A 13,573-nucleotide genomic window follows, 5' to 3' on the forward strand; every position below is an offset into this window, starting at 1 on the left:
TTATCGGCGCGGACTGCGCTTTTTCCGTTCACGCGGCTCGGTCCCCGTATCGACCGGCGTGAACGGAGCCTGAAACCGGCTCACCAGAAAATCGATGAAAGCGCGCGCGCGGGCCGTCTGATTCTTTTGCCGCGGATAGTAGACGAACAGGTCGGCGGAAGGCAGAACCGTGTTCGGCAACACGAGACTCAGCCGCCCGCTCTGCACGTACTTCGCGAGATCCCATTCCGACCGGATCAGTATTCCATGCCCTTCCAGCGCCCAGCGCAACACGATATCGCCGTCGTTGCTCGATAAGGCGCCCTTCACCTTGATCGCCTCGGTGTGGTCGTTGACGATGTAACGCCATACCCCGTACGCGTCGTCGTTCTGCCGATGGATGATGCACCGGTGTTCGGCCAGATCCTCGACGCGTTCCGGCGTGCCGTACTTCTCCAGATATTTCGGCGAGGCACAGAGAAAACGGCGATTGCTCATGATGCGCCGGGCGCTCAGGCGGCTGTCGGGAAGCTCGCCGAATCTGATGGCCATATCGAAAGCGCCTTCGACCAGGTCGACCGGCCGGTCCGTCACTTCGAACTGAACCTCGACGCCAGAAAAGCGCTTCGCGAACTCCGACACGAGCGGCGCGATCGTCGTGCGGCCGAATCCAAGCGTCGCGTTGATGCGCAGCAAGCCCTGCGGGTCGCGCTTCGCTCCGGAAATCGCCTCCTCCATTTCTCGAACCTGCCCGACGATCTGCGACGCGTACCGCAGATACGTCTCGCCTTCGGGCGTGAGGCTCACGCTCCGGGTCGTCCGATTCACCAGACGCACGCCGAGCCGCTGCTCAATGACGCCAAGCCGCTTCGTCGCGGCGGGCGGCGACAGATCGAGTGCGCGCGCGGCTCCGGACAGACTCCTGAGTTTCGCGAGAAGAATGAAGAACTCGAAATCGGACGCGGTCTGGGTTTCGGTATTCACCGGATGTGAAAAATGAAGTGAATGAAAGTGCAGTGTAGCAATGTTTTTCGCGGTTAAGCTACATCCCATATTGCAGCCGATGGCTCGCCATTCCGTTCAAAACACTCAGGAGACAAAGCCATGAGAATCGTCGAAATCCGCGAAAAGACCGTTCCTATCAGCTCCCCGATCCGCAACGCCTATATCGACTTCAGCAAGATGACGCTGAGTCTCGTCGCGGTCGTGACCGACGTGATCCGCGACGGCAAGCCGGTAATCGGCTACGGCTTCAACTCGAACGGCCGCTACGGTCAGGGCAAGCTGATGCGTGAGCGTTTCATTCCCCGCATTCTGGAAGCCGACCCCGCGACGCTCGTCAACGATGCAGGCGATAACCTCGATCCGCACAAGATCTGGGCGACGATGTTCACCAACGAAAAGCCCGGCGGTCACGGCGAGCGTTCGGTTGCGATCGGCACGATCGACATGGCGGTCTGGGATGCCGTCGCGAAGATCGAAGGCAAGCCGCTGTTCCAGTTGCTCGCGGACCGCTACGGCAACGGTCAGCCGGATCGCAAGATCTTCGTGTACGCGGCGGGCGGCTATTACTACCCCGGCCAGGATCACGAGAAACTCAAGGACGAAATGCGCAGCTACATCGACCGCGGCTACACGGTCGTGAAGAAGAAGATCGGTGGTGCGTCGCTCGATGAAGATCTGCGTCGTATCGACTCGATCCTGAGCGTACTGCAGGACGGCCAGAAGCTCGCCGTCGATGCCAACGGCCGCTTCGATCTCGACACCGCCATCCAGTACGCAAAGGCGCTCTCGCAGTACGACCTGTTCTGGTACGAGGAACCGGGCGACCCGCTCGACTTCGAATTGCAGGCCACGCTGCGCAACTACTACAGCAAGCCGATGGCCACCGGTGAAGATTTGTTCTCGATGCAGGACGCGCGCAACCTGATCCGCTATGGAGGCATGCGCGCGGACCGCGACTGGCTGCAATTCGACTGCGCGCTGAGCTACGGTCTGGTCGAATATCTGCGTACGCTCGACATGCTGCGCGAGCATGGCTGGTCGCCCAGCCGCTGCATTCCGCATGGCGGTCACCAGATGTCGCTGAATATCGCGGCAGGCCTAGGACTCGGCGGCAATGAATCGTATCCGGACCTGTTTCAGCCATACGGCGGTTTCCCCGATGGCGTCAAGGTCGATAACGGCTACATCACCATGCCCGATCTTCCCGGCATCGGCTTCGAAGGAAAAGCCGACCTGTTCGCCGAGATGAAGAAGCTGTCCTCATAAGCCTCAAAGCAGGCATGCGAATGGCCCGTCACGTCAACCAGCCTGATGATGCAGCGCCTTGCGAATCTCCGCGACCAGCTGATTCTGCAAATACGGCTTGCGTATGCGGGGAATGTTGCTGTCGGCGCCCTCGGGTAGCTCGGCGTATCCGGTCGCGAGGATGACCGGCAGGTCCGGCCTGAGGGCGCGCGCCGCATGAGCCAGTTCGAGGCCTGTCATGCGCGGCATGGAATAGTCGGTGAGGATGAGATCGACGCGCTTGCCGTTCTTCAGGACCTCGAGCGCCGCCGCGCCCGAGCCGACTTCGACCACCTCATGCCCAAGATCTTCGAGCAGATAGGCGGTACTTGTCGCAATGAGCGGATCGTCGTCGACGACGAGAATGGTTGCGCGCGCCTGCACTTCATCGTCCTGTCGTTCGATGAGGGCAGGCGCATCCTTCTCAATGCTCGCGACATGTTCGCTCACAGGTAACCATAGCGACGCCCGCGTGCCGCATCCGGGGCTGCTTTCGAGCCGCAACGAGCCGTTCAACTGTTGCGCAAGCCCGTGAATCATAGATAAGCCCAGGCCCGTGCCCTTGCCGATTTCCTTGGTCGTGAAGAACGGTTCGGTCGCGCGCGCGAGCGTGGCCGCGTCCATGCCCGTGCCGGTATCGCTCACCGTGACGCGAACATAGCTTCCCGCGCGCAACTCTTTCGACCCGGACGACTGCGCCGTGTCCACGCTGATCGTGAGCGTTCCGCCATCGGGCATCGCATCGCGGGCGTTGACCACCAGATTGAGAATGGCGAGCTCGACCTGATTGGCGTCGAGCATCGTGGGCGGGGACGCGGGACCGACTTCGATGACAAGTTCGATCGCAGAGCCAATCGAGCGTTCGAGCAGATCCGACATGCCCGCGATCAGCGACGACATCAAAACCGGCTCGACCTTCAGTTCCTGCTGGCGGGCAAAGGCCAGCAGTCGCTGCGTGAGCGCCGCGCCGCGTTGCGCGCCGCCGAACGCGCCGTCGATGAGTCGCAGCATCCGCGAGTCGGTCAGCACTTCCTTGCGCGCCAGTTCCAGATTCGCGATGATCGCCATCAGCAGATTGTTGAAGTCGTGCGCGATGCCGCCCGACAGCTGACCCACCATCTCCAGCTTCTGGATGTGGCGCAGCAGCTCTTCGGTCTGTTCTCGTTGCCGGATTTCATCCAGGACCTTCTGATGGGTCTTTTGAAGTTCGGCTGTGCGCTCGGCGACTTTCGCTTCGAGCGATTCATTGAGTCGCCGGAGTCCGTCCTCGGCCGTCTTGCGCGCCGTGATGTCCGACGAGACACCGACGAGGCGGTCGGGCTTCACGGCATCGCCCGACAGGAACCTCGCCCGGATGTCGACCCAGTGAACCGTGCGATCCGGCCAGACGTTTCGATATTCGATGGTGTAGTCGCAGCGCGTTTCCAGGCTCGCCTTGACCGCAGCCTGCATTCGATCGCGGTCTTCAGGGTGAATGCTGGACAGTAGCGTCTCGTAGGTGAACGGCGCGTGCGCAGCGTGACCGAAGATGGCCTTGCAGGTTGCGGACGCAGTGAGCACCCCAGTCGACAGGTCGAGATCCCATGAACCCAGATGACCCGCGGTCAGCGCGGTCTGCAGGCGCGCTTCGCCTTCGTGCAACTGTTCGATACGCAAGCGGGCTTCGTACTGCCGGTGGCGTCCGCGAACGGCGGTGCCGACCACGCTCGCGAATGTCGTCGGATGGAACGGCCGCTCGATAAAGGTCACGTTGCCCAATGTTCTGGCGAGCCGTCCCTCGGGCGCGCGGTCCGCCACACCTGCGCGCCGCGTCAGCACGATGAATGGCAGATCCGACCAGGCCGGCTGCGCGCCGATCCACTCGGAGAGCGTCTTGAGATCAGCAGCGACGAGTACTTCTTCGGTGACGATGACACAGCACGTATCGTCTCCCACCAGCGACGACAAATGACCGACGTCGCGGCACACCTGCGATGCGACATTGACCTCCCTGAGCATCGCCGCGGCGATACTGGCATCGCGTCCCGCGGGCGCGAGTATCAAGGTCGTACACGAATCGACGTCAGACATCGCTCCCGCCGCCTTCGTTCGCAGTCAGCAAGGGACCCGCATTGCCGACGAAGGTCGGCACGCCGCGCAATACGCCTTGAAACTCGGTCAATGGTTTGCCCACCTTGAGCCCGGAATCGCAGATGCGGAACTCGCGGATGGCTTCTTCGTGACGGCCGGTGCGCTTCTTGATGACCGACACCGCGCGTCGAACCCGGCCCAATGCCTCGAAATAGCGCAGCAGGATGACGGTATCGGCAAGGTAAGTGACGTCGACCGGCGCCTTCATGTCGCCGACGAGGCCATGCTGCGCGACGGTGAGAAACGTATTGGCGCCCTGCCGGTTCAGGTACTGCAGCAACTCGTGCACATGCAGGATCAGCGCGTTTTCCTGCGGCATCGCCGCCTGATAGCCGTTGAGGCTGTCGATCACGATCGTCTTCGCCTGCGCCATATCGACTCGCGCGCGCACGCGATGCGCGAACTCGCCGGGCGACAGCTCCGCGGCATCGACCTGCTCGATCTGCAGATTGCCGGCATCGCGCAATGCTTCGAGGTCGAAGCCCATCCCGCGCACGCGGTCGAACAGAAGTCCCAGTTCTTCGTCGAACACGAACAAGGCGGCTTTCTCCCCGCGCGCCACGGCTGCGACGATGAACTGCAGCGCAAAGAGGCTCTTGCCCGTGCCCGCCGGCCCGAGGATAAGTGTGCTGGACCCTTGCTCGATGCCGCCGCCCAGCAACGCATCCAGTCCTTCGACATTGCTTTTCACCTGGCGGCGTACGAACTTGGTGTAATGCTCGCTGGAAACGAGACGCGGAAACACCGACACGCCACCTTTCTTGATGGTGAAGTCGTGAAACCCGCCACGATAGGCTTGCCCTCGATACTTGGACACCTTGAGCCTGCGCCGCTCGGCGCCGTATTCCGGCGACAACTCTTCGAGCTTAATGACGCCGTGCGCCACGCTGTGCACGGTCTTGTCCGCCGCGTCCGAGGTCAGATCGTCGAGCAGCAGAACCGTCGCACCATGCCGCGAAAAGTAGTGTTTGAACGCCAGGATCTGGCGTCGATAGCGCAGCGAGCTTTGCGCCAGCAAGCGGATTTCAGAGAGACTGTCGATCACGACGCGCTGCGGTTTGATCCGCTCGAATTCGCCGAGGATCAGCCGCGTCGTTTCACCCAACTCGAGGTCAGATGAATACAGCAGACTCTGCTGCTGATCCGCTTCCATCAGACTTTCCGGCGGAACGACTTCGAAAATGGTGATGCCATTGCCGAGCTGCCAGCCGTGCGAAGCCGCGCCGTGCCGCAGTTCCTTTTCGGTCTCCGACAAGGTGATGTACAGGCCCCGCTCGCCGGCGTCGGCACCCGCCATGAGAAAACGGATGGCGATCGTCGTCTTGCCGGTTCCCGGGTCGCCTTCGAGAAGGAACAGATTCCCTTGCGTGAGGCCGCCTACGAGGACATCGTCGAGTCCGGGTACGCCAGTCTGTGCGAAAGGAAGCGAGTCATTGCCAGCGTTCATCGAGCGCTCCGGTCGGTTCTTGATCACGCATAAAAGGGTGCGCCGCGGACGGCTCTGGCTGCGGCTTCGATTATTTCACGCCTCGGGATCGTTGGACGCTCGTCGGTAGCGCAATTCACGCTGGCTTCGAATCGCCACGACGAACACCGCGTCCAGTTCCGGCATGAAGCGGTACAGTGCCAGATAGCCGTGAGCGCCGTTCGAGATGACCAGTTCGCGCATGCCCGACTGGTTATCGACCGTGCGGCCGATCATCGGGCTCGATTGGAGAATGTCGAGCGCGGACACGATCTCTTGGATGCGCTCGACTGCACGCTCGGGCGTGTGCTCGAAAAGAAACTCGAAGATGCGATCGAAATCCTCGCGAAGCTCCGGCGCGAGGATTACGCGCGCCATCGCCTGGCCTGGGGCGCCGCCGGATTATCGCCCGCTGCGCGCTCGCGCAGGTAGTCGCGCATATCGGCCCAGTCGAGACCTTCGCCCGTTTGGAGCATCTTCGCGAGCCGTGCGTTCCCTTCGTCGAGAAACGCTTGTCGCAATTCTTCGTTCGCGACGCGCTCCGCGATCGCGTCCAGCATGAAACTGTGCGCCGTGGTGCCGGACTGCTGGGCGAGCCGGGAGACACGGTCGCGCAGATCCGGTGGCAAGCGAAGCGTGGTGGTCGACATGGCAGGCTCTCTTTGTGCTACAGATGTGCTACATCTTACGCGGACGCGCGCAGATTGCAAGCAGTAGCAGCCCGCTCATGTTCGACGTTTCGATAACTTTATGATTTTATTGAAATTTCAAGATCCGGGCGCACTCTCGCGCCCGGATCGGGTCTCCTTGCGCGTTACTGGGACATCGCGCCCGATGCCGGATGGTCCATGCCCATCGCATCGTTTTTCTTCATCTTGTCGCCTTTGCTCATCTTGTCGTGCGACATCGCGCCCTTGCTCATCTTGTCGTGGGACATGCTGTCCTTTTTCATCGAGTCGTGCGACATCGCGTCATTCGACATCGCGCCGCTCGCCTGCGCGAAGACGCTCGTCGCGCCCATCGTCAGTGCCGCCGCGAGTACTGCCGTCATCAATCGTTTCATAGCGCTTCTCCTTGGTGAGTCAGACATGGCATCCGGACGATCCGGAACCGGTGGATGGCGCGGGGCTCAGGAGCCGCCGAACCAGTTGTATCCCTGGTCGACCCAATAGCCGCCCGGATACGTGTTGGTGACAAAAATCTCGACGATATGCTTCGGGTTCTTGTAGCCGAGCTTGGTCGGCATGCGCAGCTTCATCGGATAGCCGTATTTCGCGGGCAGGCGCTCGCCGTCGTATTCGAACGTGAGCAGCGTCTGCGGATGCAGGGCCGTCGGCATGTCGATGCTTTCGTAGTAGTCGTCGGCGCAGCGAAAGCCCACGTACTTCGCCGTCGTATCCGCGCCCACGCGCCGCAGGAATTCGGAGAACGGCGTGCCGCCCCAGCGGCCGATCGCGCTCCAGCCTTCGACGCAGATATGCCGGGTGATCTGCTCCGCGTGCGGCAGCGCGTACAACTGCGGCAGCGTCCAGACGCGCTGCCCCGTGACGAGACCGCTCACCTTCAGGCGATAGTCGTCGCCATTGACTGCCGGGACATCGTCGATTCCGTAGAACGCATTGAAGGGAAACGGCCGCGTGAGCTGTGCCTCGGTGTAAATGGGCGCGAGCTGTTTCGGATCGAAGAGAAGCGCCTGCGCGCGATCGTTCAGGCGCGATACGGCGGTGAGAAACTTGTTGACCGAATCGTCATCGGTGATCGAGCAGCCCGTCAGCAGCGCGAGTCCGCCCAGCGTCAGCATGCGCTTGCCGAACAGGCGCCGCGAAGGCATCTCCAGTTCGCGGCGCGCATCCGCCAGAACGGAGGCGCGATCCACCGCGATGATTCGTTTGTCGTCGGTTTTCATGGCGTGTGTCCCGGAGTTCATCAGCGGCCGCGCAGCATCGTCAGCAGCGAGCGCGGCACGAGCGCGACCATCGCTACATGCACGACGACGAACGCCGCCATCACCGCCATCGCGCAGAAGTGCACAATGCGCGCGTTGTCGTACCCGCCCATCAGTTCGCGCAGCAACGGAAACTGCACCGACTTCCAGATCGCGAGTCCCGAGAGCACGAGCACGAAGAGATCGACGACGATCGCGAGATACGCGAGCTTCTGCACCGCGTTGTACTGGCGCAGATCGGCGTGCGAGAGCTTGCCGCTCAATGCGGCGATGAAATCGCGCAACACGGCGCGCGGCGACAGCGGGAAGAATTTCGAGGCGAAGCGCCCGCTCGCGACATTCAGCGCGACATAGACGATGCCGTTGAACACCAGCAGCCACATGGCGGCGAAGTGCCACTGCAGCGCGCCGCCGAGCCAGCCGCCGAGCGTGATCGACGGCGGAATGACGATCTGCCGGAATACGGGCGACGCGTCGTAGATGCGCCAGCCGGAGAACATCATGATCAGCGCGGCGACTGCGTTGAGCCAGTGCGTGATGCGCAGCCAGACCGGGTGAACCGGCGCATCGCGGGATGCGCGTTCGGGCGCGGCGGCAAGCGGTGCTTTCAGCGTTTTCATGTCGGTCAACTCAAGCGTTGGTTACCGGTTAATTCGTCGCGGACGCGTCGCCGGTTACAGCCGTTGCATCGAATCCGCGTCGTCATGGGTCAGTTCGCTGGCCGCCCGCGAAAAGTTACAGGTCGCGCTGTAACGTGCGACGGTGAAACGGCGAACTAACACAGGACAGGAGGCGAACGACGACCATGGATCAGAACGGCGCTATTGCGGCGCATCACGGCTTCGGCTACGCTGAAACGCTCGATCCGACGCGCGGCGGACTGCTCGCCCGTTACACCGTACCCACAGGAACCATGTCGCAAGATGCGGAAAGCCGGCTGAAAGCGCTGTTCGTCGGCGGACTCGATGGCGACCCGAACGCGTATCGCAGCTTCCTGCAGGCGCTCACGCGGCATTTGCGCGGCTATCTGCGCAAGCGCCTGGCGCGTCGTCCCGATGACGTCGAAGACCTCGTCCAGGAAATCCTTCTGGCGGTGCATAACGCGCGTCACACCTATCGTGCCGATGAGCCTCTGACGGCCTGGCTGCACGCGATCGCCCGCTACAAGCTGATGGACTTCTTCCGCGCCCATGCGCGCCGCGAGTCGCTGAACGTGCCGCTCGACGATCACGAGGAACTGCTCGCCGCCATCGACGACGAACCCGCACAGGCGCGCCACGATGTCGGCAAGCTGCTGGAGCATCTGCCGGACAAACAACGCCTGCCCATCATCCACATGAAACTCGAAGGTCTTTCGGTGACGGAGACCGCGCGGGTCACGGGTCTTTCGGAATCGGCCGTGAAAGTGGGCGTGCATCGCGGTCTCAAGGCACTCGCCGCCAAAATCCGGGGACTTCGATGAAGACCGATGATCTGATCACCCTCCTTTCGAATCAGGTGACGCGGGTCGACCGCGCGGCGGTTTCGCGTCGCTTCATGCAGGCGCTGTTGCTCGGGGCTGCGGGCTCGCTGATTCTGATGAGCATCGTGTTCGGCGTGCGGCACGATCTCGGCGTTGTCGCGCAAACGGGTCTCTTCTGGGCGAAGCTGGCGTTTCCGCTGGCCATCGCGGTGGGCGCGATGTTCACCATCGGCCGGATCGGCAGGCCGGGCGCGCGCGTGGGATATTCGTGGGCGATCGTCGCGGCCCCGTTCGCGGCGGTCTGGATCGCCGGCTGGCTAGTGCTCGACGGGACGGATTCCGCGGCGCGCTGGGCGCTCGTGCTGGGGCGGACGTGGCGCACCTGCCCGTTCAACATCCTGCTGCTTTCGGTGCCCACGTTCCCAGCGGCGATCTGGGCCATGCGGTCCCTTGCGCCGACTCGGCTGCGGCTTGCGGGCGCTATCGCCGGATTGCTCGCGAGTTCGACGGCGACGATCGTCTATTGCCTGCATTGCCCTGAAATGAGCCCGGCGTTTTGGGGCGTGTGGTATGCGATCGGCATGGCGCTGCCGGCGCTCGTCGGGGCTTGGCTGGGGCCGCGGCTGCTGCGCTGGTAGCCCGGTTTCGGCGAAAGCGCCGTGACACGGTTCTGGCTTTCGCCGGATCCCGTATTCGCGTCGGTCTATTAGCACTGCCCCTGTGCGGGGCGGCAGTCACTTTCTTTGCTGCTGCAAAGAAAGTGACCAAAGAAACAGCTATCCCCATCCAAAGTGCTTCACGCCGGCCGCGGCACAGGTGAACACTTAGGGCACAGCAGTAGCGAGTGCCCTCGTAGGCCACATCGGGCGTGGACCGCGCACGGTCTGTCGCATCGCGCCATAGAACACACTGGTTCAGCACCAAATGGCTCCGGCCCGCTGCGCGGCCGACTGGTCAATCGGGTCTGCACGTGCCTTCTTGCTAACACCTCCATCTCACTGTATTGGTGTTCCGTTGGTTTCCCTTGCACACCCCACGGCAGCGCGTAGCGCTGTGCCGGAACTCTTTCGTGCTGAACCTGCACCCCAATAGTTATGGCTCGTCAGACCGTGCGCGGTCCAAGCCCGGTTAGGCCTACGAGGGCACTCGCTACTGAGTGCCACGAACGAGGAGAAGAACACTCAAATTGCGTGTGACCGTGGGCGGCTCGAGCTGCTTTCTTTGGTTACTTTCTTTGCAGCAGCAAAGAAAGTGACTGCCGCCCCGCACAGGGGCAACGCTAATAAACCGACACGCTAACGGGATCCAGCGAAAACAAAAGCCTTCGAATCGCTGACCTATGATTGGTTAGTAGTCGGCCAAGCTCGGCACTCGTCAACATTCGGGGGACGCGTCGTCATGAAAGCAGATCGTCGATTCATCGCTGCACTCGTTTGCATCCTGATGGCGCTCGAAGGCGCGCGAGCGGCATCGCCGCAGCCCGCCTCCGGCGCCATGCCGGCCTCGGCGAGCAAGACCATGCCGCCCGCTGCAGTGCGTCAACTGAACCTGATGGTCAAGCCATGGACCGGCGACTTCGACGCTATGCTGGAGCGGCGCACGATCCGCTTTCTCGTCCCGTACAGCCGAACGCTCTATTTCAACGACAAGGGCCGCGAGCGCGGCCTGTCGGCTGAACTCGCGCGCGACTTCGAACGCTATATCAACAAGCGCTATGCCAATCGGCTCGGCAAACGGCCCGTCACGGTCTATCTGATTCCGACCACCCGCGACAAGCTTCTGACGAACCTGGTGGCCGGCCTCGGCGACATCTCCGCAGGCAATCTGACCGCGACGCCCGAACGGCAGAAGATCGTCGACTTCGTGGCGCCGAGCGACCGGCAATCCGTGCGCGAAGTGGTCGTCACGGGCCCGAAGGCGCCGCCGCTCGCCACCCTGGACGACCTTGCGGGCAAGCAGGTCGACGTACGCAAGGCAACGAGTTACTACGACAGCCTGATGTCGCTCAACGACCGGTTCCGTGCAGCGGGAAAGCCCCCGATGCAGATCACCTTGCTGCCGGATGCGCTCGAAGACGAAGACAAGCTCGAGATGCTGAACGCGGGCGTGATCGATATCGTGATCGTCGATGACTGGAAAGCGAAAATGTGGGCGCAGGTGCTGCCCCGCATCAAGGTGCGCGACGATCTCGCCGTTCGCACCGAGGGCTATGTCGGCTGGGCGTTCCGCAAGGACAGTCCGCAACTCAAGGCGGCGGTCACCGACTTCTACGTGAGCTACGTGAAGAAGCTGGGCGTGGCGGCCTATCGCCAGGCCCAGTTCATGAAGCAGATCAAGCAGATCTCCAACAACACCGACGACGCGGAACGCAAGCGCTTCGAGCAGACCCTCGCCCTGTTCGACAGGTACGGCAAACAGTACAGCTTTGATCCGCTGATGCTGGCCGCGCAGGGTTATCAGGAATCGCAACTCAACCAGACTGCGCGCAGTCATGTCGGCGCGATCGGCATCATGCAGATCATGCCCGCCACCGGCAAGCAGATGGCGGTCGGCAGCATCTCCGTCACCGAGGCCAATATTCACGCGGGTGCGAAATACATGGATCAACTGATGACCCGCTATTTCTCCGATGCACACTTCAGCGACAGCGACCGGCCGCTCTTCGCGTTTGCGAGCTACAACGCCGGGCCCGGCAATATCGCCAAGATGCGCAAGGAAGCCGCCGCCCGCGGGCTCGATCCCGACAAGTGGTTCAACAATGTGGAGATCGTCGTGGCCGAGAAGATCGGCATCGAAACCACGACTTACGTGCGCAACATCTATAAATACTACGCAGCGTACAAGCTGATCGCCGACGCTCAGACAACCAAGGCGAAGGCAATGCAGAATATGCAGTCGCCGTGAGCGCGCGGTGCGAAGCGGTGGACCGAACTTCAAAGGAGGCCAGGCATGGCGCAACTCGCGAGTCATCCGTTTACTGTCTTTGTCGTGTCGATCGTGATGATGTCGTTTGCCGCGTGGCTCGGCGCATCGGTCCTGCGTCGCGCCAAACCACTCGATGATGAAGCTCGCGACGACTTCGGCGTCGTGCAGTCCGCCGTGCTCACGCTGCTCGCGCTGGTGATCGGCTTCAGTCTGTCGATGGCGGTCGGCCGTTACGATCAGCGCAAGAACTTCGAGGAAGAAGAAGCCAACGCCATCGGCACCGAGTTCATTCGCGCCGACCTCTTGCCGGGCCCGGCCGCCGCCGATGTGCGCGCGCTCCTCGTCAAATATATCGACCAGCGCATTCAGTACTATCAGGTGCACGATGCGCAGCAACTCACGCAGATCGACGCCGCCACCACGCAGCTGGAGACCCAGCTCTGGGCGGCGGCCACGGCCGATGCCGCAGCGCTGCCGAACCCGCTCACGGCGCTCGTCGTCGCCGGCATGAACGATGTGATCAACACTCAGGGCTACACGCAGGCTGCGTGGAGGAATCGCATCCCGAGTGCCGCGTGGGCGTTGTTGATGGTCATCGGCCTGTTCGCCAACCTGCTCGTCGGCTACGGCGTACGAACTGCGACCGCGACACGCCGCTTTCTTCTGATCATGCCGATGGTGGTGTCGCTGTCGTTCATGCTGATCGCCGATATCGACAGTCCGCGCAACGGCATCATCCGCGTGGCGCCGCAAAATCTGATCAGCACGGCACAGTCGTTGCGACCCTGATCGACCGCGTCTGGTCTTCTAATCCGCCGGCGCCCGCAAAGGCGCAGCGGGAACGACCGTCTTGACGAGTCCGGTCTTGACGTCGTACACCAGCCCCGACACGATCAGACCGTCCGGCAGATTCCTGTTCGCCCTGAGCGCGGCAACGTCGAGCGCGACCGCCTCGTATGGGTTGGTGATCGCGAGATCGGCGAGTGCGTCGGTTTCGACGTCGAGATGGTTCGCCAGCAAGGCCGGCGCATGCTCATGACAGCCGATGATCCCGCAATCGGTATGCTGAAGCAGCACGAGATTGCGCGCGCCGTCCGGGCGTCCGGCCGCCTTCGCGACGACAGCCAAGATGGCCAGCGTTTCGAGCAACGGCTTGTTGAGCCGGCCACCGACATTGCGGATCACCGCCGCTTCGCCTTGCTTCAGCCCCAGCACGCTCGCCGGATCGACCCGCGGATCGACGCAGCCGATCACCACCGTTCCCGTCGACGGCATCATCTTGAGCTCGGCTGAAAACGCGCTGTTGGCGAACGCCGCGTTGCGTTCGAGCATGACATCGTTGAAGTCCATTGCACTCACTCCAGGTTCGTGGGCACGT

At 62.3% G+C, this 13,573-nt stretch carries 14 protein-coding genes; 5 read left to right on the plus strand and 9 right to left on the minus strand.

All coding sequences use genetic code 11. The features are described from left to right. The gene (locus BTHE68_RS23675) at positions 1 to 963 is read right to left on the minus strand and encodes a LysR family transcriptional regulator (protein WP_162068727.1); all 963 of its coding nucleotides are present in this window, start codon (positions 961 to 963) and stop codon (positions 1 to 3) included. 120 nt (positions 964 to 1,083) lie between these two features. On the opposite strand from BTHE68_RS23675, the gene BTHE68_RS23680 reads away from it, so the two are divergent. Continuing rightward, entirely contained in the window at positions 1,084 to 2,250 is a 1,167-nt protein-coding gene (locus BTHE68_RS23680; protein WP_162068728.1) for a mandelate racemase/muconate lactonizing enzyme family protein, read from the plus strand. Between the two features lie 33 nt (positions 2,251 to 2,283). Here the strand turns inward: BTHE68_RS23680 and BTHE68_RS23685 are convergent, their stop codons facing one another. The 7 genes from BTHE68_RS23685 to BTHE68_RS23715 all read right to left on the minus strand — a co-directional run bounded on the left by BTHE68_RS23685 (position 2,284) and on the right by BTHE68_RS23715 (position 8,428). After that, positions 2,284 to 4,338, minus strand: a complete 2,055-nt coding sequence (locus BTHE68_RS23685; protein ID WP_162068729.1) for a hybrid sensor histidine kinase/response regulator — start codon at positions 4,336 to 4,338, stop codon at positions 2,284 to 2,286. After that, positions 4,331 to 5,845 (minus strand): ATPase domain-containing protein, encoded by a 1,515-nt coding sequence (locus BTHE68_RS23690; protein ID WP_162068730.1) that lies wholly within the window; start codon positions 5,843 to 5,845, stop codon positions 4,331 to 4,333. The genes BTHE68_RS23685 and BTHE68_RS23690 overlap by 8 nt, the downstream gene beginning before the upstream one ends. A gap of 75 nt (positions 5,846 to 5,920) precedes the next feature. Beyond that, entirely contained in the window at positions 5,921 to 6,241 is a 321-nt protein-coding gene (locus BTHE68_RS23695) for a type II toxin-antitoxin system RelE/ParE family toxin (protein ID WP_162068731.1), read from the minus strand. Further along, positions 6,229 to 6,513, minus strand: a complete 285-nt coding sequence (locus BTHE68_RS23700; protein WP_061178258.1) for a CopG family ribbon-helix-helix protein — start codon at positions 6,511 to 6,513, stop codon at positions 6,229 to 6,231. The genes BTHE68_RS23695 and BTHE68_RS23700 overlap by 13 nt, the downstream gene beginning before the upstream one ends. Before the next feature lie 164 nt (positions 6,514 to 6,677). Continuing rightward, a complete protein-coding gene (locus BTHE68_RS23705; RefSeq protein WP_162068732.1) occupies positions 6,678 to 6,926 on the minus strand; it encodes a pentapeptide MXKDX repeat protein in 249 nt (82 codons plus the stop codon). A gap of 66 nt (positions 6,927 to 6,992) precedes the next feature. Continuing rightward, positions 6,993 to 7,769, minus strand: a complete 777-nt coding sequence (locus tag BTHE68_RS23710) for a molybdopterin-dependent oxidoreductase (RefSeq protein ID WP_162068733.1) — start codon at positions 7,767 to 7,769, stop codon at positions 6,993 to 6,995. Positions 7,770 to 7,789: 20 nt separating this feature from the next. Beyond that, on the minus strand, positions 7,790 to 8,428 hold the full coding sequence (locus BTHE68_RS23715) for a cytochrome b/b6 domain-containing protein (RefSeq protein ID WP_162068734.1): 639 nt from the start codon (positions 8,426 to 8,428) through the stop codon (positions 7,790 to 7,792). 293 nt (positions 8,429 to 8,721) lie between these two features. Between BTHE68_RS23715 and BTHE68_RS23720 the strand changes: the two genes are divergently transcribed. From BTHE68_RS23720 to BTHE68_RS23735, 4 genes are all read left to right on the plus strand, one after another. Continuing rightward, positions 8,722 to 9,270, plus strand: coding sequence for a sigma-70 family RNA polymerase sigma factor (locus BTHE68_RS23720; protein WP_162069166.1), 549 nt, complete (start codon positions 8,722 to 8,724; stop codon positions 9,268 to 9,270). Next, positions 9,267 to 9,908 (plus strand): DUF1109 domain-containing protein, encoded by a 642-nt coding sequence (locus BTHE68_RS23725; RefSeq protein WP_162068735.1) that lies wholly within the window; start codon positions 9,267 to 9,269, stop codon positions 9,906 to 9,908. Before BTHE68_RS23720 ends, BTHE68_RS23725 begins: the two co-directional genes overlap by 4 nt. Before the next feature lie 760 nt (positions 9,909 to 10,668). Next, on the plus strand, positions 10,669 to 12,174 hold the full coding sequence (locus BTHE68_RS23730) for a transglycosylase SLT domain-containing protein (RefSeq protein ID WP_162068736.1): 1,506 nt from the start codon (positions 10,669 to 10,671) through the stop codon (positions 12,172 to 12,174). Between the two features lie 45 nt (positions 12,175 to 12,219). Then, a complete protein-coding gene (locus BTHE68_RS23735) occupies positions 12,220 to 12,984 on the plus strand; it encodes a bestrophin-like domain (protein ID WP_162068737.1) in 765 nt (254 codons plus the stop codon). An 18-nt stretch (positions 12,985 to 13,002) separates the two neighbouring features. On the opposite strand, the gene BTHE68_RS23740 is transcribed toward BTHE68_RS23735, so the two are convergent. Then, positions 13,003 to 13,545 carry a carbonic anhydrase gene (locus BTHE68_RS23740; protein ID WP_162068738.1) on the minus strand — a complete coding sequence of 181 codons (543 nt, stop codon included), beginning with the start codon at positions 13,543 to 13,545 and terminating at the stop codon, positions 13,003 to 13,005. Positions 13,546 to 13,573 lie beyond the last annotated feature (28 nt).

It is taken from the genome of Burkholderia sp. THE68, from assembly GCF_009938265.1.
GTDB lineage: Bacteria > Pseudomonadota > Gammaproteobacteria > Burkholderiales > Burkholderiaceae > Caballeronia.